The organism is Microbispora sp. H10949 (genome assembly GCF_014161435.1).
In the GTDB taxonomy this organism is placed as follows: Bacteria; Actinomycetota; Actinomycetes; order Streptosporangiales; family Streptosporangiaceae; genus Microbispora; species Microbispora triticiradicis.
The window spans coordinates 691032-713398 of the sequence record NZ_JABBWZ010000001.1 but is presented as its reverse complement, the minus strand read 5'-3'; the positions used below and the strand labels follow the sequence as shown (position 1 = coordinate 713398).

Below are 22367 nucleotides of genomic sequence, written 5' to 3'. Positions count from 1 at the left end.
GCCGACTCACTGCCGCGCGTTCGGCCGTCGCAGACCAGGCACCCTCCGCGCGGCGCCCCAGAGCATCGCCCTCGGGTGACCGCCGGTCCGCTGGTGGCGGCGCGGGTGAGCCCGGCCCGCTCGGGGCCGAAGCCGGCGGTCGCGCCAACCGCGGCCCGGTAGGTCCAGGTCCGGCTCGCACGGCCACGCCGGGTGCGGGCGGGGCAGACGCGGGTCTGGCAGGTGCGAGTGGGGCAGGCGTGGGCCTGGTAGGTGCGGGTGAGGCGCGCACGGATTCGGTGGGTGCGGGTCCGGTGGGTGCGGGTCCGGTGGCTCTGGTGGCTCCGGCGCTGGCCTCGTGGCTCGCGGCGGTCGTGCTGCTGACCTGCCCGGCCGTCATCGGGGTGGCGGTGGCGCTGACCGCCGCCGTCGCGGCCGCCGTCCTCCGGACGACGGCGTCCCGGCGACGACGGCGGGCGGAAGGGCCTGGCACCGCCGCGCGGGCCGGGCTCGCCGTGCTCGCGTCCGTGGCGGTGACCGCGACCGTGGTGGCGTTCAGGGTGCACGGGGTGACGACCGGGCCGGTGCCGGATCTGGCCCGGCGTGAGGCGGCGGTCTCCGTGGAGGCGGAGATCACCGAAGACCCGCGCATCCGGCCGCACCCGGGTGGCGTGACCCGCCGCGACACGGCCGTGGTGCGGGCGAGGCTCCTGCTCGTGTCGGCCCTTCGGGAGCGGTACGCCGTGGACGTCCCCGTCGTGCTGCTGGGTCCCGCCGCCGGATGGCGCGCACTGCTGCCGAGCCAGCGGGTCCGGCTACGCGGAAGGCTGAGCCCGGCGCGACCGGGCGAGCCGGTCGCCGCGGTGCTGCTCGTCCGCGGGCCGCCCGAGCCGATCGGCGTCCCGTCCGCCGTGCAGCGTGCGGCCGAGGTGCCGCGCGCGGGACTGCGCGAGGCGAGCGACGTGCTGCCGGAGGATCAGCGCGGCCTGCTGCCGGGACTGGTCGTCGGCGACGTGTCCCGCATGGACGAGGAGGTGCGCCTCGACATGACGACCGCGGGCCTCAGCCATCTGACCGCGGTGTCCGGGACCAATTTGGCGATCGTCGCGGGCGCGGTGTTCGCATTGAGCCGCCTCGCCGGGCTGCCCCTCGCCGTCCGGGCGGTCGTCGCGGTCATCGCGATGATCGCCTTCTCGATCGTGGCCAGGCCGTCGCCCAGCGTCCTGCGTGCCCTCGTCATGGGGATGGTCGCCGCCGTCGCCCTCGGCACGGGCCGCACGAGGGACGGTCTGGCCGCCCTGTCCGCCACCGTGCTCGGGCTGCTGGTGTTCGATCCCGGGCTGGCCCGTGAGTGGGGGTTCGCGCTGTCGGTCGTCGCCACAGGCGGCATCCTCGTCCTCGCGCCGCGCTGGCGGGATCGTCTGGAGCGCCGCATGCCCCGTATGCCCCGGCTGCTCGCCGAGGCGCTGGCCGTGACGGTCGCGGCGCAGGTGGCGGTCACGCCGCTGCTGGTGCTGATGTCCGGGCGGCTCGACCTGGCCGCGGTCCCGGCCAACCTGCTCGCCGAACCCGCCGTCGCCCCGGCGACCGTGCTGGGGTTCGCCGCCGCGGTGACCGCCCCGATCAGCATGGACCTGGCCCGGCTGCTGGTGCGTCCGGCCGGATGGGCCGTCGGCTGGATCATCGCCGTGGCGCGGCGGGCCGCCGACCTTCCCTTCGCCACCGCCGAGTGGCCGGGGGGAGCCCCGGGCCTGGCCGCGCTGGCGGCGGTGGCCCTGGTGGGCTGGGTCGTCCTCCGGGGCCGCGCGCGAAGGCGCTTCGCGGCCGCGCTCGCGGCGGGGGCGCTGCTCACCGCTCTCGTGGCCGTGCCGGTGGTCTCGCCGTGGCCGCCGCCCGGATGGTTGCTCGTCGCCTGCGACGTGGGGCAGGGAGACGCCCTGGTGCTGGCCGCCGGTCCCGGCCGGGCGGTGGTGGTGGACGCGGGACCGGCACCCGGCCTCGCCAACCGCTGCCTGCGTGCCCTCGGCGTGCGGCAGGTGCCGCTCGTCATCCTCACGCATCCGCACCTCGACCATGTCGGCGGGCTCCCGGGCGTGCTGCGGGGCCGGGCGGTCGGCGCGGTGGTGGTCAGCCCGGGCCGGGTGCCCGAAGGGGAGGCGGGCCGGGTCTCCCGGCAACTCCAGGCGGCCCGGATCCCGGAGTGGCGGGCCGTGCGCGGCATGCGGTGGCGGTTCGGGCCCACCGAGATCACCGTGCTGGCGCCGGAGCCCGGCACCGCGCCCCAGGGCACCGGAGAGGGCTCCATCGCCAACAACGCCAGTGTCGTGCTGCTCGTGCGCTGGTCAGGCCCGCCGCGAACGGCCACAGCCCACACGGTCAGAGAGCCCGAGGGCCCCCCGGGGGAGCCAGGAGCCTTGGTCACCCCTGCGACGGAGGGGGCACAGGAAGGCGCGGTGCAGGTAGGTGAGGCACAGGAAGGCGGGGCACAGGAAGGCGCGGCACAGGCAGGCGGCGCACGGGAGGTCCAGGGCGCATCGGGGGTGCGAGGGGACCAGGGAGCGCCCCTGGGCGCGGCTCTGCTCGCCGGGGATCTGGAGACGGAGGCGCAGGAGGCCCTGCTGCGCAGTGGCGTCCCCCGGGTGGACGTGCTGAAGGTGCCCCACCACGGATCGTCCAGGCAGGCGCCGGCGTTCCTCGCCGCCACGGGTGCCCGGGCCGCCCTCGTCAGCGTCGGCGCGGTCAACGACTACGGGCACCCCGCCCAGGTGACGCTCCGCCGCCTGCGCGGCCTCGGCATGCGCCCCTATCGCACGGACCTGTCGGGAGACATCGCAGTCGTCGCCGACCACGGTCGTCTCGCCGTGGTCGTACGCGGCAGATGACCCCACCTGCCGGCTGGACATCGGCTGTGCCGCGGCGGCCTTCGACACCGCTCTTTGATCCGCGCTTGCTTTCCTGCCCGGTGTCCTTGGGACGAGTGCGGGGATGGTGCCGGTGTGCGCTCGCCTGTCGGGGAGCGGGCGCGCACTCCAGGCATGGCCCCGGCGGCGGAACCCGGAGAGCACCGGCCCGTTCCGCCTGCCGATGAGGACGTGCCGTTCCTCCCCTGACCAAGACAGACGGAACCGAGCAGCCTCGCCAGAGCGACCTTAACGGAGAGTGACCAAGTGACGACACCGGTCAAGAGGATCACGATGTCCAAGCCATTCTGCGCCCTCGCCGGCGTGGGCCCCTACGCCATCGCCAAAGCCAACGAGGTCTACGAGGACATGGCTCTTCGCGGCCGCAGGCTCGTCGGCAGGATGACGAGGGAGGCCGCGCAGGAGTTCCAGGAGACCGCGCACGAGCTGGAGGACCTCTCCAGGACAGCTCGCCGGACGCAGGAGATGGAGGAGCGCGAGAAGGCCAGGGAGACCGCCGCCCAGACGCCGGCCCAGACCCCGGCCGGCCAGGCCCGGAGTCGCACCGCGGCCACCCGGGGCTAGCATCGAGCGTCTCGGCGGGCGGACCCGGCCATGCCGGCGGTGACGCCGATGGGGGGCTTCCGGTGACGGCCGCGGCGGGGCGCTCGTCGCCCGGCCGCCCGGCTCGCTCCCATCGGGCGTGAGCCGGACGGCCGATGCGGGGCCGCGACGAGCGCGCCGGGCGCCGGGTGTGCCCCCCAGACGGCGGATGGCGCGGCGAACGCGCCGGGCGCCGGGTGTGCCGGCGCCGGGCCGGCGTGGCATGCTGCGTGCCATGGCGAACGCAGCACCCGTGACCCTGGTCGTCGGCGACGAGGAGTTCCTGGTCGATCGGGCGGTCCGGGCCGTCGTGGCGGCGGTCCGCGCCGAGGACCCGGGGGCGGAGGTGCACGACCTCCAGGGGGGCAAGGTGGAGCCCGGGGAGCTGACCGGGCTCACCTCGCCCTCGCTGTTCGGCGACAGGTCGGTCATCGTGATCCGCGCCGCGCAGGACCTGCCCAAGGACGTCGTCGCCGAGGTGGTGAAGTACACCGCGCGCCCGGCCGACGAGGCGGTGCTGGTGCTGGCCCATCCCGGCGGGGTCAAGGGAAAGGCGCTGGTCGACGGGGTGAAGAAGGCGGGCGCCGACGTCGTGACCGTGGCCAAGCCGACCAAGGCGGGGGAGCGGCTCGACTTCATCAAGGCCGAGGTCCGCAGGGAGGGCCGCACGATCTCGCCCGCCGCCGCGCAGGCGCTGCTCGACGCGGTGGGCAGCGACCTGCGGGAGCTCTCGGCGGCGTGCGGCCAGCTCGCGTTCGACACGCAGGGCAAGAACATCGACGAGGCGGCGGTCGCGAAGTACTACCGGGGGCGGGCCGAGGTCAGCGGTTTCACGATCGCGGATCTGGCCGTGGAAGGCCGGTTGGGTGAGGCGCTGGAGCAGGTCCGCTGGGCCCTGGCGACGGGCGTTGCTCCGGTGCTGATCGTCAGCGCCCTGGCGGGGGGCCTGCGCTCGCTCGCCAAGGTGGGAGGCGCGCCCCGCAATCTCCGCGGCGGCCAGCTCGCGAGTCATGTGGGCATGCCGCCGTGGAAGATCGACCGGGTGAAGCGCCAGCTCGGCGGCTGGGGCCCTGACGGCATCTCCGCGGCCCTCCAGGCGGTCGCCGTCGCGGACGAGCAGGTCAAGGGTGGCGGCGCCGACCCGGGGTACGCGCTGGAGAAGGCCATCCACACGATCGTCGCCAGCCGCACCGCCCGCTGACGCACTCGCGGGCAGAGCCGATCGAGCGACCCCCGCCCCAGCGCGACGCCGACGTCACCGCCCGAAGCGGCCGTCACGGGGCGAAGCTGCCAGCACCGGGCGAAACTGCCGTCACCGGGGGAAGAAGGCGCGCGAAGGGCGGGCGCCGGAAACGCGAAAACGCCGCATCTCCCGATCAGGGAAGATGCGGCGTGCGCTCGGTGCGGAACTACTTGGCGCCCTGCAGAGCCGCGGCGCGCTTGGCGATCGCGGACTTGCGGTTGGCGGCCTGGTTCTTGTGAATCACGCCCTTGCTGACGGCCTTGTCGAGCTGCCGGGACGCGGCCTGGAGCGCGACGAGGGCGTCGTCCACGTTGCCCTGGTCGGCAGCCTCGCGGAACTTGCGGACCGCGGTCTTCAGGGACGACTTGACGGCCTTGTTGCGCAGCCGGCGCTTCTCGTTCTGCCGGTTCCGCTTGATCTGGGACTTGATGTTCGCCACGAAGAAAGCCTCAGTGTTAAGTCTTGGTCGGATGGGGCGCGCGGGCTCGTGAGAGGGCGCGCCACACGCAGTTGGACAGGATACCAACAGCCCGGGCCATCGCTCAAATCCGCGACGGCGGGCCGCCCTGTGTTCATGCTATCGCGGCACGACGGCCGTGGTCCGCACATCGGCCCGCCCGAGCGACTCGGCGGATCCTCCTCCGGCTCCTCCGCGCACCCAGGCGGTCTCGTACTCCCTCCAGTCCTCCTCCGTGGCCGCGAAGTCGACGTACAGGGCCAGGCCGAACTCGGTGCGCGGCCCGTGCTCGCCGAGCGCCAGCCGGGCGCCCTCGGCCGCTGCCTCGACGCTCTCGGCATAGTCGAGGTACGCGATGCCGTGGTCGTGGTAGGCCGGAGCCCCGATGAGGAGGGTCTTGTCCTCGGGCACGAGATCGAGGGCGAGCGAGGTCTGCCGTGCGACGTAGCCGCCGTACAGGGACGGCAGGGGCGTCCCGGAGTCATACGTCATGATCGCGACTTGGTCGGTCAGGCCGACGACCTGCCGGAAGTAGTCCGGCGTCCAGTACTTGTCGTGTCCGATCGCCAGGGCGGTGGGGGCGCGCATGCCGGTCAGCGGCTCGATCTGCTGGGTGGCGACCGACAGGAGCCGGGCGCCGATGGCCTGCCGCGTCTCCCGCAGCACGCCGAGGAACGGCCCGTCCCCGTCGGAGACCGGCTCGAAGTCGTAGTGGATCCCGTCGAAGCCGAGGGTGACAAGGTCACGGGCGCCCGCCACGATCCGGGCCCGCGCCGCCGCGTCGGCCAGGCTCAGGTGGGCCTTCCCGTTGTCGTTGACCGTCTGGCCGAGCCAGGCCGACACCCGGACACCGGGCAGATTCTTGCGCCACCATTTCAGGAAATTTCCGGCGTTGGCGTAGCGGTCGGGCGGCAGGGTCCCGTCGTACTTGAACGGCCCGCTGTGGACGTACACGTCCCTGATCCCGCTCGCGCGCAGCCGTACGGCGAGGGCCCGGACGTCGGCCTCCGTGCGGCGGCCGTCCACCCAGGCGTGGCCCATCCACAGGGCGTCGTGCCCGGTGGTCCGCGTCCAGGCGGCGGGTGTCCCGGCGAACTGGACGCGCAGCGCGGCCGCCGCCGCGAGGCCGAGCGCGAGCGGAACGGCCGCGACGAGGGCGGTCCAGCGGAGAACGCGTCTGATGGTCCGTCTGGTGGTCAAGGCAAGCACCCGGACATGCCACCATGGAGGGTGGCTGGTCCGCCAGCCGAGAGAGGGCCCGCCGAGCGCGAGGCGAGGGCGGCCCGATCGACCAGCAGTCACTCGAAACCTGTATGACCACACCCTGTTGAAACGGACTCCGGTGCGCACTCAGCCTGGCCAGACCGACCCCGCGTTGATCCGCAACTTCTGCATCATCGCGCACATCGACCATGGCAAGTCGACACTCGCCGACCGCATGCTGCAGCTCACCGGCGTCGTGGACGACAGGTCGATGCGTGCGCAGTACCTCGACCGCATGGACATCGAGCGGGAGCGGGGCATCACGATCAAGTCGCAGGCCGTGCGGCTGCCCTGGAACGGCCACGTCCTCAACATGATCGACACACCGGGACACGTCGACTTCACCTACGAGGTGTCGCGCTCGCTGGAGGCGTGCGAGGGCGCGATCCTGCTCGTGGACGCGGCACAGGGCATCGAGGCCCAGACGCTGGCCAACCTCTACCTGGCCATGAACGCCGACCTGCACATCATCCCGGTGCTCAACAAGATCGACCTGCCCGCCGCGCAGCCCGACAAGTACGCCGAGGAGATCGCGGGCCTCATCGGCTGCGACCCCGGCGACGTGATGCGCGTGTCCGGCAAGACCGGTGCGGGCGTCAAGGAGCTGCTCGACCACGTCGTGGAGCACGTCCCGGCGCCCGTCGGCAACCCGGACGTCCCCGCCCGCGCGCTGATCTTCGACTCCGTGTACGACACCTACCGGGGTGTGGTGACGTACGTCAGGGTGGTGGACGGGCACCTGTCCAAGCGTGAGCGCGTGCTGATGATGTCGACGGTCGCCCAGCACGAGCTGCTGGAGATCGGCGTCATCTCGCCGGAGCCCATGCCGTCCGACCGGGGCCTCGGCGTCGGCGAGGTGGGCTACCTGATCACCGGCGTGAAGGACGTGCGCCAGTCGCGGGTCGGCGACACGGTCACCAACGCGCTCAAGCCCGCCGCGGAGGCGCTGGGCGGCTACGAGCATCCCAAGCCGATGGTCTACTCGGGGCTCTATCCGATCGACGGCGACGACTATCCCGAGCTGCGCGAGGCCCTCGACAAGCTGCGGCTGAACGACGCCGCGCTCGTGTACGAGCCGGAGACCTCGGCGGCGCTCGGCTTCGGCTTCCGCTGCGGCTTCCTCGGCCTGCTGCACATGGAGATCGTGCGGGAGCGGCTGGAGCGCGAGTTCAACCTGTCGCTGATCTCGACCTCGCCCAACGTCATCTACCGGGTGATCATGGAGGACGGCAACGAGCACGTCGTCACCAACCCCTCGGAGTTCCCGGCCGGCAAGATCGGCGAGATCTACGAGCCGGTGGTGAAGGCCACGGTGCTCGCGCCGGCCGAGTTCATCGGCGCGATCATGGAGCTGTGCCAGGGCCGCCGCGGGCAGCTCCAGGGCATGGACTACCTGTCGGAGGACCGGGTCGAGATCCGCTACACGCTGCCGCTCGGTGAGATCATCTTCGACTTCTTCGACCAGCTCAAGTCGAAGACCCGGGGGTACGCCTCGCTCGACTACGAGCCGTCGGGCGAGCAGGCGGCCGACCTGGTCAAGGTGGACATCCTGCTCCAGGGCGAGACCGTCGACGCGTTCAGCGCCATCGTCCACCGCGACAAGGCGTACGCCTACGGCGTGGAAATGGCCAAGAAGCTCAAGGAGCTGATCCCGAGGCAGCAGTTCGAGGTCCCGATCCAGGCCGCGATCGGCGCCCGCGTCATCGCCCGTGAGAACATCCGCGCGATCCGCAAGGACGTCCTCGCCAAGTGCTACGGCGGTGACATCAGCCGGAAGCGCAAGCTGCTGGAGAAGCAGAAGGAGGGCAAGAAGCGGATGAAGATGGTCGGCCGCGTGGAGGTCCCGCAGGAGGCCTTCGTCGCCGCCCTCTCCTCCGAGGCCCCGGACAAGACCAAGAAGTAACTCCCTGTCTGGTTTCATGACAACTTAATGGGATCGCGCGGAAACATGACCATCCGTTAACGTTTGGCCATGCGCATCCTCTCTGTGAACGTGGGCCGGGCCGTCGACGCGGAATGGGCCGGCGACCTCCGGCGTACCGCCATCGACAAGCGCCGCGCCGAGGGGCGTGTCGCCGTACACGGGAACGGCCTGGCCGGGGACGAGCGCGCCGACACCGCCAACCACGGGCACCGGGACCAGGCGGTGTACGCGTACGCCCGGGAGGACTACGACTGGTGGGAGCCCCGGATGGGCCGGGACCTGCGCGACGGCCGGTTCGGGGAGAACCTCACGACATCGGGGGCCGACCTGACCGGGGCGCTCCTCGGCGAGCGCTGGCGGGTCGGCACCGCCGTCCTGGAGGTCACCTATCCCCGCATCCCCTGTGTCGTGTTCCGGAACTGGCTCGACGAGCGCGGCTGGGTCAGGCGCTTCACCGAGGCGGGCCGCACGGGAGCGTACTTCCGGGTGATCGAGGAGGGCGAACTCGGCGCCGGCGACGAGATCGAGGTGCTGGACCGGCCCGCGGACGGCGTGACCATCGGCGAGGCGTTCCGGGCCTACCACGGCGACGGGGACCTGCTGCGGCGGATCCTCGCCCAGCCCGGCCGCAGCGACAAGTGGGACAGGGTCGCCCAGCGCGTGCTCGGAAGCCGCACCGAGGCCCCCGCCTCCTGATCACCACCGCGCCCTGATCGCCGGGCCCTCATCCCCACCTCTCCGGCCCGGTCGCCTGCCCGCCCGCGCGTCGGCGCCTCCTCGCCTGCCTCGGCCGTACGGTGTGACAGCGGGCGCGCGAGCACGTGAACCGGTCACCTCTCGCCGGACGGTCGGGAGGTGAAAGTTACAGCCGGTGCTCCACGGCCGGGCGGCCCGCCTCGGGCTCCCGCGCCCAGATCAGGCCGGTGCGGCCCGGCTCGTGCCCCGGCATCGCGCACACGGGTGTCTTGACCGTTCCCCGCGCATGGGATTGGCTCCGCGCCGTGGCGCCGTCCGCGGCCGCCACCGGATCTTCGCCAATGGGATACGCAATGGCCAGCACGTGATCGGCGACGATCACGGGCGGTTGTTAACGCTAACATCCCCGTCAGTTGAAGCGCACCCGCTGAGGAGCGATGCCGATGGACAGGAAACGCATCCGCACGACGCTGGTCCCCGCCGTCACGGCGGCGCTGGCCCTCGCGTCGGGCGCCGTGGCGCTTACCACCGTGAGCCCGGCGCAGGCACTGGAGAACGGGGTGGCCAGGACCCCGCCGATGGGCTGGAACAGCTGGAACACCTTCGGCTGCAACATCAACGAGTCGCTGATCAGAGGGATGGCCGACGCCATCGTCAACAGCGGCCTGCGTGACCTCGGCTACCAGTACGTGGTGGTCGACGACTGCTGGTTCAACCCCAACCGCGACTCGGCGGGCAACATCCAGGGCGACCCCTCCCGCTTCCCCAGCGGGATGAAGGCGCTCGGCGACTACCTGCACAACAAGGGCCTGAAGTTCGGCATCTACCAGGTGCCCGTGGACAAGACCTGCGCGCAGTACTTCAACAGCTATCCCGGCGCGACCGGCAGCCAGGGCCACGAGGCGCAGGACGCCCGGCAGTTCGCGGCGTGGGGCGTCGACTACCTGAAGTACGACTGGTGCTCCCCGAACGGCACGATCAACGACCAGGTGGCCACGTTCGCCAAGATGCGCGACGCGCTGAAGGCGACCGGCCGGCCGATCGTCTACAGCATCAACCCCAACAGCATCCACTCGAAGACCGGCCCCCAGCGCAACTGGGGCGACGTCGCGAACATGTGGCGCACCACCGAGGACATCACGAACAAGTGGGACACGGGCCAGACCAACGGCTATCCCATGGGCATCCAGAACATCGTGAACGTCACCGTCCCGCTCGCCTCGTACGCCGGTCCCGGGCACTTCAACGACCCGGACATGATGGAGATCGGCCGGGGCGGCATGAACGACACCGAGATGCGCAGCCACTTCGCGCTCTGGGCGATGATGGCCTCCCCGCTGATCGCGGGCAACGACATCCGCTCCATGGACTCGGCGACGCAGACGATCCTCAAGAACAAGAACCTCATCGCGATCAACCAGGACTCGCTGGGCCTGCAGGCCACCCAGGTGTCCAACGACGGCACCCGGCGCGTGCTCGCCAAGAAGCTCGCCAACGGCGACGTCGCGGTCGCCCTGTTCAACCAGGGCGGCTCGACCACCACGGTCTCGACGACCACCTCCGCCATCGGCAAGTCCGGCGGCACGGTGACGCTGACGGACGCCTGGACCAACGCGACCAGCACCACGAGCGGCACGATCTCCGCCAGCGTTCCGGCGCACGGCACCGTGGTCTACCGGGTCAGCAGTCCCGGGAGCAGCCCCAGTGCCAGCCCCAGTGCCAGCCCGAGCGCCAGCCCCAGTGCCAGTCCCAGTGCGAGCCCGAGCGTGAGTCCCAGCGCCAGCCCGTCGGCCTCGCCGTCGACGTCCCCGGTTCCCGGCGGATGCTCGGCGACGATCAAGACGATCAACAGCTGGGGCGGCGGCTTCCAGTCCGAGGTGACGGTTCAGGCGGGCAGCTCGGCGGTCAACGGCTGGACCGTGAAGTGGACCTGGCCGGGCGGCCAGACCATCAGCAGCCTGTGGAACGGCCGGCAGAGTGTGTCCGGTTCCTCGGTGACGGTCACCAACGAGTCCTACAACGGCTCGATCGCGGCGGGCGCGTCCACGACGTTCGGCTTCACCGCCAACGGCAGCGCGGCTACCCCCACCGCCACCTGCACCAGCCCCTGACCTCCTGACGTCACGACCTGGGGAGGGGGTGACCCCTCCCCAGGCCGGATCACCGCAGGACGGAGTAGAGGGCGGAGGTGAGGGAGGCTTTGGCGTCGTCCTGGTCGATGGACCACAGCATCGAGCCGCCGAGGCCCTTGAGGCGGATGTACGCGGCCTTCCGCAGCATGACGGCGGGGTCGTCGTAGGACCAGAACTCGTTGCCGTCGTAGAGCCACAGGGCGCCGGTGAGCAGGTCGCGGTAGCGCCTGCCGGGCTTGCCGGCGAGGTTCTTGTAGTCGTCGCTGCCGGCGGCCCAGGTGCCGGGTGCGGGGCCGGCGGCGGGGGCGTAGCGGCCGTCGCCGCCGGAGGTGACCCCGGTCCAGCCCTGGCCGTACGCGGGGACGCCGACGACGATCTTGCGGGCGGGCGCCCCGCGGCCGACGTAGTCGCGTACGGTCTGGTCGACGCTGTACTTGACCGGGCCGGGGTCGCGGCGGTCGGTGAGCAGGTTGGCCTGGTGCCCGGTGCGGTTCTCCCACGGCCCGTGCAGGTCGTAGCCCTGGACGGTGGCGAAGTCGAGCAGGCCGAAGACCTTCTTCACCTCGAAACCGGCGTCGATCTTGGCGGCGGCGGCCGGGAGGAAGGCGGTGAGTTCGGCGCGCCGGTCGTGGGCCCGCATCTGGCGGCGGAGTTCGGCCAGGAACAGGGTGAAGTTCTGCTTGTCCTCGGCCCGGATGACGTTGCCGTCGTTTCCGGAGGAGCCGGGCCATTCCCAGTCGAGGTCGATGCCGTCGAACACTCCGGCGGCGGCGCCGCCGGGCAGGCCGGGCAGGTCGCCCCTGAGCCACAGGTCGACGCACGAGGCGGCGAGCCGGGCCCGGGAGGCGGGGGTGAGAACGGCGTCGGAGAAGTACTTCGATCCGGTCCAGCCGCCGATGGAGATGAGGACCTTGAGGCCGGGGTGGCGGGCCTTGAGCTTCCTGAGCTGGCCGAGGTTGCCCTTGAGCGGCTGGTCGTCGGCGTCGGCCACGCCGTCGACGCTCTGCTCGGCGGGCACCGGGCGCTGCCAGTCGGCCCACGGATCGGCCGAGTAGCAGGTGCCCTCGGGGCCGACGAAGCCGAAGGCGTAGTTGAGATGGGTCAGCTTCGCCGCCGCGCCGCTGGCGTCCACGTCACGCACGTGGAAATTCCGGCCGTAGACCCCCCACTGGATGAAGTACGCCACCCGTTTGTAGCGGTCCCCGCCCGTCGTGGCCTGGGCCTGGGCGGGCGCGAGCCCGGCGGCCAGGGTGGCGGCGACCGCCACGGCGAGGGTCCTTCTCATGAGCACGCCGGCCTCCCGGGCACAATTTATAGGAAAGTTTCCTGTAAATTGCGCCGATCGTAGACCCCTCCGATCACCCCGTCAACGGCACCGCGCGAGTGACGGCAGACTGGAGGCGTGCCTTCCGTGCTTCCCGACGGCGATCCCGTCCCCGCGAGCGGCGCGCTGCCGCCCGGAGCCCTCGACGGGCTCGGCTCCCGTCCGTTCGGCTTCTACGTGCACGTGCCGTTCTGCGCGACGCGCTGCGGCTACTGCGACTTCAACACCTACACGGCCGCGGAGCTGGGGCCGGGCGCCGCGCAGCGGGACTACGCCGCCACCGCGATCGAGGAGGTGCGGCTGGCCCGGCGCGTGCTCGGGGACGCCGCGCCGCCGGTCGAGACCGTCTTCTTCGGCGGAGGCACGCCGACCCTGCTGCCCGCCGCCGACCTCGTACGGATCCTGGACGCCGTCGGCGAGGAGTTCGGCCTGCGGCCGGGCGCCGAGGTGACGACCGAGGCCAACCCCGAGTCCGTCGACCCGGCCTACCTGAAGGAGCTGCGGGAGGGCGGCTTCACCCGGATGAGCTTCGGCATGCAGAGCGCGGGCGAGCACGTCCTCACCGTCCTCGACCGGCGGCACACCCCCGGCCGGCCCGCCGAGGCCGTACGGGAGGCCCGCGCGGCCGGGTTCGAGCATGTCAACCTCGACCTGATCTACGGCACGCCGGGGGAGAGCGACGACGACTGGCGGGCCTCGCTCAAGGCCGCCCTGGCGGCCGGTCCCGACCACGTCTCGGCGTACTCCCTGATCGTGGAGGACGGCACCCGGCTCGCCGCCCGCATCCGGCGCGGCGAGCTGCCGATGCCCGAGGACGACGTGGCGGCCGACCGCTATCTCATCGCCGAGGAGACCCTGACGGCCGAGGGCCTGAGCTGGTACGAGATCTCCAACTGGGCGGCGGGGGACGAGGCCCGCTGCCGCCACAACCTGCTCTACTGGACCGGCGGCGACTGGTGGGGGGTGGGCCCGGGGGCGCACAGCCATGTCGGCGGCACCCGCTGGTGGAACGTGAAGCACCCCGCCGCGTACGCCGCCCGCCTGGCGGACGGGACCTCCCCGGCGCACGCCCGGGAGGTGCTGACGGCGGAGGACAGGGCCGTCGAGCGCGTCATGCTGGAGCTGCGCCTCGCCTCGGGCTTCCCGCTCGCCGACCTCGCCCCCGAGGCGCGTACGGCCTGCGCGCGGGCGCTGGGGGACGGGCTGCTGGAGACCGAGGCGTTCAAGGCGGGCCGGGCCGTCCTCACGCTGCGCGGCCGGCTCCTCGCCGACGCCGTCGTACGCGACCTGACCCCTTGATCCGGCTGATCCCTCAGTCCGGCTGATCAGGGGCGGTGACGAAGTCGATGAGCTCCTCGACGCGGCCGAGCAGTTCCGGCTCCAGGTCGGCGTAGGTCGTGACCCGGCCGAGGATGTGCCGCCACGCCTCCTGGGGGTCCATCCGCCAGCCCAGCGCGGCGATCACGCCCTCCTTCCAGGGCACGCCGCGCGGCACGTCCGGCCACGCCTGGATGCCGAGTGCCCGGGGCTTGACCGCCTGCCAGATGTCCACGAAGGGGTGCCCCACGACGAGCACGTCCGCGCCGGAGACCTGGGCCGCGATGCGGCTCTCCTTGGAACCGGGCACCAGGTGGTCGACGAGCACGCCCAGCCGCCTGCCCGGCTCCGGGCCGAACTCCCCGACGATCGCGGGCAGGTCGTCGACGCCCTCCAGGAACTCGACGACGACCCCCTCGACGCGCAGGTCGTGTCCCCAGATCTTCTCGACCAGCGCGGCGTCGTGGACGCCCTCGACGTAGATGCGGCTCTCCTTGGCGACCTGGGCGCGCAGCCCCTCGACCGCGATCGACCCGGAGGCGCTCCGCAACGGGCCGGACGGCCGGGCCTGGGGACGGACCAGCGTCACCGGTCTGCCGTCGAGGAGGAACCCGGCGGGGGTCAGCGGGAACACCCGCCGCCGCCCGAAGCGGTCCTCCAGCGTCACGGCCTCCTTGTCGCAGTCCACCACCGCGCCGCAGAAACGGCCCTCGGCGTCCTCGACCACGAGGTCGGGCTCGGCCGGGATCTCGGGGATCTGCCCCCGCCGTGGCCGCCGCCAGTCTCCGGAAAGCACGTCCCGCCCGTACATGCGGGGAACGCTAGCAAATCCCGGGCCGCCAGCCCGCCGGTTGCGCCCGGATTCACGGCGTGTTGCCCCTGATCGTCTGCTCGTTATCGCACGCCGAGCGGTGGTAGCCGTACACTTGGCACTCGGGAACACAGAGTGCCAGAGTCGGTGTTTCCAGGGCACAGGGAGGTGACACATTGCTCGACGACCGCAAGCTCGCCGTCCTGCGCGCCATCGTCGAGGACTACGTGTCCACCAACGAGCCGGTGGGGTCCAAGGCCCTGGCGGACAGGCACAACCTCGGCGTCTCCCCGGCGACCATCCGCAACGACATGGCGGCGCTGGAGGAGCAGGGCTACATCACGCAGCCGCACACCAGCGCCGGGCGGGTCCCGACCGACAAGGGATACCGCCTGTTCGTGGACCGGCTGTCGCAGATCAAGCCGTTGTCGGGGGCGGAGCGCAGGGCCATCGAGACGTTCCTCGCCGGGGCGGTCGACCTCGACGAGATCGTCATGCGCACGGTACGGCTGCTCGCGCAGCTCACCCGGCAGGTGGCCGTCGTGCAGTATCCCTCGCTCACCAGGTCGTCGGTCCGCCACGTGGAGATCGTCCCGCTGGCGGAGCGCCGGGTCATGCTGGTGCTGATCACGAACACCGGGCGGGTCGAGCAGCGGGTGGTCGATCTGCCCGAGGCGCTCGCCGAGGACCGGATCGCGAACCTGCGCTCCGTGCTGAACGGCTGCCTCGACGGGTGCTGGCTCTCTCAGGTGCCCGAGACCGTGGCCGGCATCCCCGAACGGCTGCCGCCGGAGGAGAGGCCGGTGGTGGCGACCATCATGTCCGTGCTCCTGGAGACGCTCGTCGAGCGGCACGAGGAGAAGATCGTCTTCGGCGGTACGGCCAATCTGGCGGGCGCCGACTTCAGCGTCGGCCTGCGTGACGTGCTTGAGGCGCTGGAGGAGCAGGTCGTGCTCATGCGCCTGCTGGGCGAGACCGGCGGGCTGTCCGAACTCACCGTCAGAATCGGATCCGAGAATCCCTACAGCGGGCTGCGCGGCACCTCTATCGTGGCCGCCGGATACGGTTCGGGCGACAAGGAACTGGCCCGGCTTGGAGTGCTGGGCCCGACACGAATGGACTATCCGGTGACGATGGGTGCGGTGCGCGCGGTGGCGCGGTACGTGGGCCAGATCCTGGCGGGGTCATAAGTGTCCAACGACTACTACGCGACCCTTGGCGTCCGGCGCGACGCCAGCCAGGAAGAGATCAAGAAGGCGTATCGCCGTCTCGCCCGTGAGCTGCATCCGGACGTCAACCCCGATCCGGAGACCCAGGAGCGGTTCAAGGAGATCAACCAGGCGTACGAGGTGCTGTCCGACGCGGGCAAGCGCCGCATGTACGACATGGGCGCCGATCCGTTCGCGAGTGGCGGCGGGCCGGCCGGGGCGGGCGGCTTCGGCGGGGGCTTCCCGTTCAGCGACATCATGGACGCCTTCTTCGGTTCCGCCGGCGCCGCGAGGGGTCCCCGCTCGCGTGCCCGCCGCGGCCGCAACGCCACCATCCGGGTCGAACTGGACCTGGCGGAGTCCGCCTTCGGCACCACCCGGGAGATCGTGGTCGACACGGCCGTGGTCTGCGACGTCTGCCAGGGCTCCGGGGCGGCGTCCGGCACCCACCCCGACACCTGCGACATGTGTCACGGGCGCGGCGAGGTCTCCCAGGTCACCCGCTCGTTCCTGGGCCAGGTCATGACGTCGCGCCCCTGCCCCCAGTGCGGCGGGTACGGCAGCGTCATCCGGCACCCCTGCATGGAGTGCTCGGGCGAGGGACGGGTCAGGACCCGGCGCACGATCAAGGTGCGGATCCCGGCCGGCGTCGAGGACGGCACGCACATCCAGCTCGCGGGCGAGGGCGAGGTCGGGCCGGGCGGAGGCCCTCCGGGCGACCTGTTCCTGGAGATCGTCGAGCGGCCGCACCAGATCTTCGAACGCCGGGGCGACGACCTGCACTGCACCGTCCAGATCCCGATGACCGCCGCCGCGCTCGGCACCGTCCTGTCGATCGACACCCTCGACGGCGCGGAGGCCATCGACGTGCGGCCCGGCACCCAGGCCGGTCAGGTCATCCCCCTGTACGGCAAGGGCATCCAGCGGCTCAACGAGACCGGCCGGGGCGACCTGCTGATCCACGTGAACGTCGAGACGCCGACCAAGCTCGACCCGCAGCAGGAGGAACTCCTGCGGGAGCTGTCGAAGCTGCGCGGGGAGGAACGGCCGCCCGGCAAGTTCTCCCCGGGCCAGCAGGGCTTCTTCTCCCGCCTGCGGGACGCCTTCAACGGCCGGTGAGGCCGTGAGCGTTCCCGTGTTCCTGTCGGAGGCGGCCGGTGAGACCGGGGACACGATCGTCCTCGACGGGCCCGAGGGGCGGCACGCCGCGTCGGTGCGCCGCCTGCGGGCGGGGGAGCGGGTCGACCTCACCGACGGCGCGGGCCGGGTGGCCGAGTGCACGGTGACGTCGGCCGGCAAGGACGCGCTGACCGCCGCGGTGCTGCGCCGCTACGAGGTGCCGCCCCCGCGGCCGAGGCTGGTGGTCGTGCAGGGGCTGCCCAAGGGCGACCGGGGCGAGCTCGCGGTCGAGATGATGACCGAGGCCGGGGTGGACGTGATCGTCCCCTGGGCCGCCGCCCGCTGCGTCACGCAGTGGAAGGGCGACCGGGCCGGCAAGTCGCTCGCGCGCTGGCGGAGCACGGCGCGCGAGGCGGCCAAGCAGGCCCGCCGCTTCCACCTGCCGGAGGTGACCGAGCAGGCCACGACCGCGCGGGTCTGCTCGCTCGTCTCGGCGGCGGCGCTCGCGGTCGTGCTGCACGAGGAGGCCGCCGAGCCGCTGAGCCGCCTCACGCTGCCGGACGTCCCCGGCGACATCCTGGTGATCGTCGGCCCGGAGGGCGGCGTCACCGACGAGGAGATCGCCGGGTTCCGCGCGGCGGGAGCCGTACCGGCCCTGCTCGGCCCCACCGTGCTGCGCACCTCGACGGCGGGCGTGGCCGCGGCGGCCGTCCTCCTGGCCCGCTGCGGCCGCTGGTGAGGACCGTGATCGCCGGGAGAGGCCGTCAGGGGGTGGGGGTCTCGGCCGAGTAGGGCGTGGCCGTCTCCGTGGGCGGGGCGCTGGGAGTGGCCGAGGGCGTGGCGGTCGCCGTGGGCGGAGCCGACGAGGGGGCGGCGGTGTGCGTGGCCTGCGGCGGCGCGGGCTGCGTCGTCTGGACCGGCGGGCACGTCGCGGGCAGGGTCGGCGGGTCGGGGTCGACCACTCCGGCCCGTGCCGGGGGCGACGCGCAGGGGTCGGACGGCGACGGCGACGGCCTGGTGGCCGAGCCCGGACGGTGCGTCGGGGACGGGCTGGTCCGCCCGTGTGACGGGCTCGGGCTGGTGGTGACGATGATCACCACTCCGGGCCGCGAGGCGGCCCCTCCGGCGGGCGGGCGCGTCACGGTCGAGCTCTGCGGGTCCTCCTCGCGGGTGTCACCCAGCTGCGCGATGCCCGTGCGGTCGGCGACCTGCTCACGCAGGCCTGGGACGAGCATCACGACCGCGCCCGCCGCGATAACGGCTCCGGCGGCCGCGGCGCCCACCCGCAGCCACAGCACGTTCCGCAGGCCGCGCAGGCCCCGCTGGTCGATGCGCCGGCGGATGATGTCGAGTCCTTCGGGAGACGGCACGACCGAGTCCGCCTCCGCGCGCAGGGCACGGCGGAGCGACTCGCCGTACTCGTCGTCGGGCGGGAAGGTCATGAGAACTGCTCCAGTGCCATGCGTAGTGCGGCCATGCCGCGGGCCGTGTGACTCTTCACCGCGCCCTTGCTGATGCCCATCGCGTGCGCGATCTCGGCCTCCGACAGGTCGCCGTAGTATCGCAGCACCAGCGCCTCGCGCTGCCGGGTGGGCAGGCCGCGGAGCGCCTCGATGACGGCCGAGCGTTCGAGCTCGCCGATCGCGCCGTTCTCGGCGCTCGGGGCGTCCGGCAGGCCCTTCGGGGCGTACTTCTCGACGACCGCGCGGTGCCGCAGCACCGAACGCGAGCGGTTCACGACCGATTGGCGAAGGTAGGCCAGTGCCTTGTCGGTGTCCCTCAGGCGCCGCCACGCTCCATGCAGAGCGACGAAGGCGTCCTGAACGACCTCTTCCGCGCTGGCCACGTCACGGACCAGCAGCACCGCGAGACGCACCAGTGACCGATAGTGAGCGCTGTAGAGCGCCGTCACGGCCATGTCGGCATCCCACCCGACGGGCACCGTCCCCAACGACCTGTCGGCCACGAGGGTCTCGGTGGTCACGTCAATAGGACGCTCGTCATCCCCGGGGGGTTTACGTTCTTCCGAATCATTAGAGGGCATGGCCCAGCGGTGTCCTCGCGCGACACTAGGGGGGTTGTCTGGTGAAGTCTCGCACAACCACAGTAGCCGCGAGGATCATTGCCGTCATCAATCGTCGTCGGCGACCGTTAGGGTGAGGCGCGTGACCGACTGCCTATTCTGCAAGATCGTGGCCAGGCAGATCCCGGCGGACATCGTCCTGGAGACCGGGCGGGCGCTCGCCTTCCGCGACATCAACCCGCAGGCCCCGACACACGTCCTCGTCGTGCCCAAGGCCCATCACGAGAACGCCGCCGCCCTGGCCGCGGCCGACGACGGCCTCGCGGACGACCTGCTCGCGGCCTGCCACGCGGTGGCCGTCCAGGAGGGTGTGGCCGAGCCGGGCTACCGGGTGGTGTTCAACACCGGGACGGGCGCCGGGCAGACGGTCTTCCACGTGCACGCGCACGTGCTCGGCGGCCGGAGCCTCACCTGGCCCCCGGGCTAGGGACGCCCTAGTAGCATGAGAGGGAACCGAGGAGGCGATCAGGGCCGCAAGGGCCGCCCATGTCCGAGTCACAGCACATCAGCCAGACCCAGGCCAAGGTAGTCATCCCCGAGGGGCAGCCGATGGTCAGCCTCCTCGGGTCGGGTGACGAGCTGCTGCGGGTCATCGAGGGCGCTTTCAGCGCCGACATCCACGTACGGGGCAACGAGATCACCATCACCGGCAGTCCCGAGGAGAGCGGCGTCGTCGTCCGCCTCTTCGAGGAGCTGACGGAGCTGATCCGCTCGGGTGCCGAGCTGTCCCCCGACGCCGTCGAACGAAGCATCCACATGCTGCGGATGGCCACCGACCGCCCGGCCGAGGTCCTGTCCCTGGACATCCTGTCCTCCCGGGGCCGGACCATCCGCCCGAAGACGGTCAACCAGAAGCGGTACGTCGACGCGATCGACAGTCACACCATCGTCTTCGGCATCGGCCCCGCCGGCACCGGCAAGACGTACCTGGCGATGGCGAAGGCCGTGAAGGCCCTGCAGAACAAGCGGGTCAACCGGATCATCCTCACCCGCCCCGCCGTCGAGGCGGGGGAGCGGCTCGGGTTCCTGCCCGGCACGCTCTACGAGAAGATCGACCCCTACCTCCGGCCGTTGTACGACGCGCTGCACGACATGCTGGACCCCGACTCGATCCCCCGTCTCATGGCGGCCGGGACGATCGAGGTCGCGCCGCTCGCCTACATGCGCGGGCGCACGCTCAACGACGCCTTCATCATCCTGGACGAGGCGCAGAACACCTCGCCCGAGCAGATGAAGATGTTCCTGACCCGGCTCGGGTTCAACTCGAAGATCGTGGTCACCGGCGACGTGACCCAGATCGACCTGCCCGGCGGTCAGGACAGCGGCCTCAAGGTCGTCCAGCAGATCCTCGAAGGCATCGAGGACATCCATTTCAGCAGGTTGACCAGCGCGGACGTGGTCCGGCACAAGCTGGTGAGCGACATCGTCGACGCCTACGGCCGATACGACGCCGCGGTGGCCTCCGAGCCACGGGCGATCAACAAGCGGCCGCGGAACAACCGGCGGTGAGCACGACCATGGCGGGTGAGGAGACCCCGTGAGCATCGAGGTGGCCAACGAGTCCGGCGTCGAGGTCGACGAGACGGCACTCGTCGAGCTCGCCGGGCACGTCCTGGGCCGGATGGGGATTAACCCGCTGGCCGAGCTGTCGATCCTGGTGATCGACGCGGGGGCGATGGCCGAGCTGCACGAGCAGTGGATGGGGGAGCCGGGCCCGACCGACGTGCTGGCCTTCCCGATGGACGAGCTACGGCCCAACACCGGGCGGGACGAGGACGCGTCCCCCGACCCCGCGCTGCTGGGCGACGTGGTGCTGTGCCCGCAGGTGGCCGAGAAGCAGGCCGCCGAGGCCGGGCACAGCGCCCAGGACGAGCTGGAGCTGCTGTGCACGCACGGCATCCTCCACCTGCTGGGCTACGACCACGCGGAGCCCGAGGAGCACGCCGAGATGTTCGGGCTGCAGGACGAGCTCCTCGGCGCCTGGCGGGAGGTGCGGCGGAAGCCGTGAACAACGGCTGGCTGATCTCGGCCGTCGTCCTCATCGTGGTCGGCGGCCTCCTCGCTAGCGCGGAGACCGCGCTGACCCGCATCTCCCGCGTACGGGCCGAGGAGTTCGTCAAGGAGGCGCGGCGCGGCGCGGTGCGGTTGCAGACGATCGTCGCCGACCCCCCGCGTTACCTCAACCTGGTGCTCCTGCTGCGGCTGAGCTGCGAGCTCGTCGCCACGGTGATCGCGACGCTGCTGTTCATCGACTGGCTCGGCGACCGCGGCCAGGCGTACGCCGGGGCGGCCGTGGCCATGATCCTGGTGAGCTACGTGATCGTCGGGGTCATGCCGCGTACGCTCGGCCGCCAGCACGCCGAGCCCGTCGCCCTGGCGAGCGCGCCGGTCGTGTACGGCCTGACCAAGATCTTCGGACCGCTGCCCGAGCTGCTGATCCTGCTGGGCAACGCGCTCACCCCCGGCAAGGGCTTCCGGGAGGGGCCGTTCACCTCCGAGGCGGAGCTGCGCGACCTGGTCGACCTCGCCGAGCAGCGCAGGGTCATCGAGCCCGACGAGCGCGAGATGATCCACTCGGTCTTCGAGCTGGGCGACACGCTGGTGCGCGAGGTCATGGTCCCGCGCACCGACATGGTCTTCATCGAGCGGGGCAAGACGCTGAGCCAGGCGCTCTCGCTGGCGCTGCGCAGCGGCTTCTCCCGCGTTCCCGTCGTCGGGGAGAACGAGGACGACGTGGTGGGCATCGCCTACCTGAAGGACATCGTCCGCCGCATACAGGACACCGGCGACGACGGCGTCCGGGTGGACGAGCTCATGCGCCCCGCGACGTACGTGCCGGAGAGCAAGCCCATCGACGAGCTGCTGCGCGAGATGCAGGCGCGGCAGATCCACCTCGCCATCGTCATCGACGAGTACGGCGGCACCGCCGGCCTCGTCACGATCGAGGACGTGATCGAGGAGATCGTCGGGGAGATCGCCGACGAGTACGACCAGGAGACCCCGCGGATCGAGTGGCTCGACGACGGCGCCGCCCGGGTGACCGCGCGGCTCCCGGCCGGCGAGCTGGGCGAGCTGTTCGGCACCGACATCGAGGTCGAGGACGTCGACACGGTCGGCGGCCTGCTGGCGCACGCCCTGGGCCGGGTGCCGATCGCCGGCTCCGAGGCCGTGATCGGCGACCTGCGCCTGACCGCCGAGAACCTCGCGGGACGCCGCAACCGGATCAGCACCGTCGTCGTACGCCGTGAGGAGCCCGCTCCCGGCGACGAGGTCGTGGCCGCGAGCGCCGACCACGGGTGAATCTGGTC

At 71.9% G+C, this 22367-nt stretch carries 21 protein-coding genes; 14 read left to right on the top strand and 7 right to left on the bottom strand.

From position 1 onward, the window contains the following. Nucleotides 1–308: 308 nt before the first annotated feature. The 3 genes from HHX40_RS03190 to holA all read left to right on the top strand — a co-directional run bounded on the left by HHX40_RS03190 (nucleotide 309) and on the right by holA (nucleotide 4683). Nucleotides 309–2861: a ComEC/Rec2 family competence protein gene (locus tag HHX40_RS03190; RefSeq protein WP_310737925.1), complete on the top strand. Its 2553-nt coding sequence runs from the start codon at nucleotides 309–311 to the stop codon at nucleotides 2859–2861. 312 nt (nucleotides 2862–3173) lie between these two features. Beyond that, nucleotides 3174–3464, top strand: a complete 291-nt coding sequence (locus HHX40_RS03185) for a hypothetical protein (RefSeq protein WP_182879324.1) — start codon at nucleotides 3174–3176, stop codon at nucleotides 3462–3464. 253 nt (nucleotides 3465–3717) lie between these two features. Further along, complete coding sequence (gene holA, locus HHX40_RS03180; protein ID WP_220498554.1) at nucleotides 3718–4683, top strand: DNA polymerase III subunit delta; 966 nt, start codon at nucleotides 3718–3720, stop codon at nucleotides 4681–4683. 208 nt (nucleotides 4684–4891) lie between these two features. Here the strand turns inward: holA and rpsT are convergent, their stop codons facing one another. After that, the gene (rpsT, locus tag HHX40_RS03175; RefSeq protein ID WP_111697213.1) at nucleotides 4892–5164 is read right to left on the bottom strand and encodes a 30S ribosomal protein S20; all 273 of its coding nucleotides are present in this window, start codon (nucleotides 5162–5164) and stop codon (nucleotides 4892–4894) included. A gap of 138 nt (nucleotides 5165–5302) precedes the next feature. Further along, a complete protein-coding gene (locus HHX40_RS03170; RefSeq protein ID WP_182879322.1) occupies nucleotides 5303–6382 on the bottom strand; it encodes a glycosyl hydrolase family 18 protein in 1080 nt (359 codons plus the stop codon). A 142-nt stretch (nucleotides 6383–6524) separates the two neighbouring features. Between HHX40_RS03170 and lepA the strand changes: the two genes are divergently transcribed. Both lepA and HHX40_RS03160 read left to right on the top strand, forming a co-directional pair. Beyond that, nucleotides 6525–8348 carry a translation elongation factor 4 gene (gene lepA / locus HHX40_RS03165; protein WP_182874749.1) on the top strand — a complete coding sequence of 608 codons (1824 nt, stop codon included), beginning with the start codon at nucleotides 6525–6527 and terminating at the stop codon, nucleotides 8346–8348. A gap of 69 nt (nucleotides 8349–8417) precedes the next feature. After that, a complete protein-coding gene (locus tag HHX40_RS03160) occupies nucleotides 8418–9065 on the top strand; it encodes an MOSC domain-containing protein (RefSeq protein ID WP_182879321.1) in 648 nt (215 codons plus the stop codon). Nucleotides 9066–9231: 166 nt separating this feature from the next. Here the strand turns inward: HHX40_RS03160 and HHX40_RS03155 are convergent, their stop codons facing one another. Next, nucleotides 9232–9447: a hypothetical protein gene (locus tag HHX40_RS03155; protein WP_182879320.1), complete on the bottom strand. Its 216-nt coding sequence runs from the start codon at nucleotides 9445–9447 to the stop codon at nucleotides 9232–9234. 61 nt (nucleotides 9448–9508) lie between these two features. On the opposite strand from HHX40_RS03155, the gene HHX40_RS03150 reads away from it, so the two are divergent. Next, nucleotides 9509–11176, top strand: a complete 1668-nt coding sequence (locus HHX40_RS03150) for a cellulose binding domain-containing protein (protein ID WP_220498552.1) — start codon at nucleotides 9509–9511, stop codon at nucleotides 11174–11176. Nucleotides 11177–11225: 49 nt separating this feature from the next. Here the strand turns inward: HHX40_RS03150 and HHX40_RS03145 are convergent, their stop codons facing one another. Continuing rightward, the gene (locus tag HHX40_RS03145) at nucleotides 11226–12482 is read right to left on the bottom strand and encodes a glycoside hydrolase family 18 protein (protein ID WP_182879319.1); all 1257 of its coding nucleotides are present in this window, start codon (nucleotides 12480–12482) and stop codon (nucleotides 11226–11228) included. 117 nt (nucleotides 12483–12599) lie between these two features. On the opposite strand from HHX40_RS03145, the gene hemW reads away from it, so the two are divergent. Beyond that, nucleotides 12600–13820 (top strand): radical SAM family heme chaperone HemW, encoded by a 1221-nt coding sequence (hemW, locus tag HHX40_RS03140; RefSeq protein WP_111697208.1) that lies wholly within the window; start codon nucleotides 12600–12602, stop codon nucleotides 13818–13820. A 13-nt stretch (nucleotides 13821–13833) separates the two neighbouring features. Here hemW and HHX40_RS03135 read toward each other — a convergent pair whose 3' ends face one another. Continuing rightward, nucleotides 13834–14649 (bottom strand): DUF3097 domain-containing protein, encoded by an 816-nt coding sequence (locus HHX40_RS03135; protein ID WP_182879318.1) that lies wholly within the window; start codon nucleotides 14647–14649, stop codon nucleotides 13834–13836. A gap of 176 nt (nucleotides 14650–14825) precedes the next feature. Here HHX40_RS03135 and hrcA point away from each other — a divergent pair, with 176 nt between their 5' ends. From hrcA to HHX40_RS03120, 3 genes are read left to right on the top strand one after another with little or no spacing between them, the layout of a single operon-like run. Then, complete coding sequence (hrcA, locus tag HHX40_RS03130) at nucleotides 14826–15839, top strand: heat-inducible transcriptional repressor HrcA (RefSeq protein WP_111697206.1); 1014 nt, start codon at nucleotides 14826–14828, stop codon at nucleotides 15837–15839. Continuing rightward, a complete protein-coding gene (gene dnaJ / locus HHX40_RS03125) occupies nucleotides 15840–16976 on the top strand; it encodes a molecular chaperone DnaJ (protein WP_111697205.1) in 1137 nt (378 codons plus the stop codon). Between the two features lie 4 nt (nucleotides 16977–16980). Continuing rightward, entirely contained in the window at nucleotides 16981–17715 is a 735-nt protein-coding gene (locus HHX40_RS03120; protein WP_182879317.1) for a 16S rRNA (uracil(1498)-N(3))-methyltransferase, read from the top strand. Between the two features lie 25 nt (nucleotides 17716–17740). On the opposite strand, the gene HHX40_RS03115 is transcribed toward HHX40_RS03120, so the two are convergent. Together HHX40_RS03115 and HHX40_RS03110 are read right to left on the bottom strand one after the other, a co-directional pair. Beyond that, nucleotides 17741–18418 carry a hypothetical protein gene (locus tag HHX40_RS03115; protein WP_182879316.1) on the bottom strand — a complete coding sequence of 226 codons (678 nt, stop codon included), beginning with the start codon at nucleotides 18416–18418 and terminating at the stop codon, nucleotides 17741–17743. Then, nucleotides 18415–18894 carry a SigE family RNA polymerase sigma factor gene (locus HHX40_RS03110; RefSeq protein ID WP_111697223.1) on the bottom strand — a complete coding sequence of 160 codons (480 nt, stop codon included), beginning with the start codon at nucleotides 18892–18894 and terminating at the stop codon, nucleotides 18415–18417. Before HHX40_RS03110 ends, HHX40_RS03115 begins: the two co-directional genes overlap by 4 nt. A 247-nt stretch (nucleotides 18895–19141) precedes the next feature. On the opposite strand from HHX40_RS03110, the gene HHX40_RS03105 reads away from it, so the two are divergent. Genes HHX40_RS03105 through HHX40_RS03090 form a run of 4 tightly spaced genes read left to right on the top strand, consistent with a single transcriptional unit; the run spans nucleotide 19142 to nucleotide 22359 of the window. Then, nucleotides 19142–19486 carry a histidine triad nucleotide-binding protein gene (locus tag HHX40_RS03105; protein WP_310737924.1) on the top strand — a complete coding sequence of 115 codons (345 nt, stop codon included), beginning with the start codon at nucleotides 19142–19144 and terminating at the stop codon, nucleotides 19484–19486. 59 nt (nucleotides 19487–19545) lie between these two features. Next, nucleotides 19546–20568, top strand: a complete 1023-nt coding sequence (locus tag HHX40_RS03100) for a PhoH family protein (RefSeq protein ID WP_111697201.1) — start codon at nucleotides 19546–19548, stop codon at nucleotides 20566–20568. Between the two features lie 28 nt (nucleotides 20569–20596). Beyond that, nucleotides 20597–21067: an rRNA maturation RNase YbeY gene (gene ybeY, locus HHX40_RS03095; RefSeq protein ID WP_111697200.1), complete on the top strand. Its 471-nt coding sequence runs from the start codon at nucleotides 20597–20599 to the stop codon at nucleotides 21065–21067. Further along, entirely contained in the window at nucleotides 21064–22359 is a 1296-nt protein-coding gene (locus HHX40_RS03090; protein WP_310737923.1) for a hemolysin family protein, read from the top strand. The genes ybeY and HHX40_RS03090 overlap by 4 nt, the downstream gene beginning before the upstream one ends. Nucleotides 22360–22367 lie beyond the last annotated feature (8 nt).

Bases quoted from the DNA above. Each gene is read 5' to 3' on its own strand.
- HHX40_RS03185 (WP_182879324.1), top strand. From the start codon at position 3,174: ATGTCCAAGCCATTCTGCGCCCTCGCCGGCGTGGGCCCCTACGCCATC.
- holA (WP_220498554.1), top strand. From the start codon at position 3,718: ATGGCGAACGCAGCACCCGTGACCCTGGTCGTCGGCGACGAGGAGTTC.
- HHX40_RS03160 (WP_182879321.1), top strand. From the start codon at position 8,418: ATGCGCATCCTCTCTGTGAACGTGGGCCGGGCCGTCGACGCGGAATGG.
- HHX40_RS03150 (WP_220498552.1), top strand. From the start codon at position 9,509: ATGGACAGGAAACGCATCCGCACGACGCTGGTCCCCGCCGTCACGGCG.
- HHX40_RS03145 (WP_182879319.1), bottom strand. From the start codon at position 12,482: ATGAGAAGGACCCTCGCCGTGGCGGTCGCCGCCACCCTGGCCGCCGGG.
- HHX40_RS03135 (WP_182879318.1), bottom strand. From the start codon at position 14,649: ATGTACGGGCGGGACGTGCTTTCCGGAGACTGGCGGCGGCCACGGCGG.
- HHX40_RS03115 (WP_182879316.1), bottom strand. From the start codon at position 18,418: ATGACCTTCCCGCCCGACGACGAGTACGGCGAGTCGCTCCGCCGTGCC.
- HHX40_RS03110 (WP_111697223.1), bottom strand. From the start codon at position 18,894: ATGGCCGTGACGGCGCTCTACAGCGCTCACTATCGGTCACTGGTGCGT.
- HHX40_RS03100 (WP_111697201.1), top strand. From the start codon at position 19,546: ATGTCCGAGTCACAGCACATCAGCCAGACCCAGGCCAAGGTAGTCATC.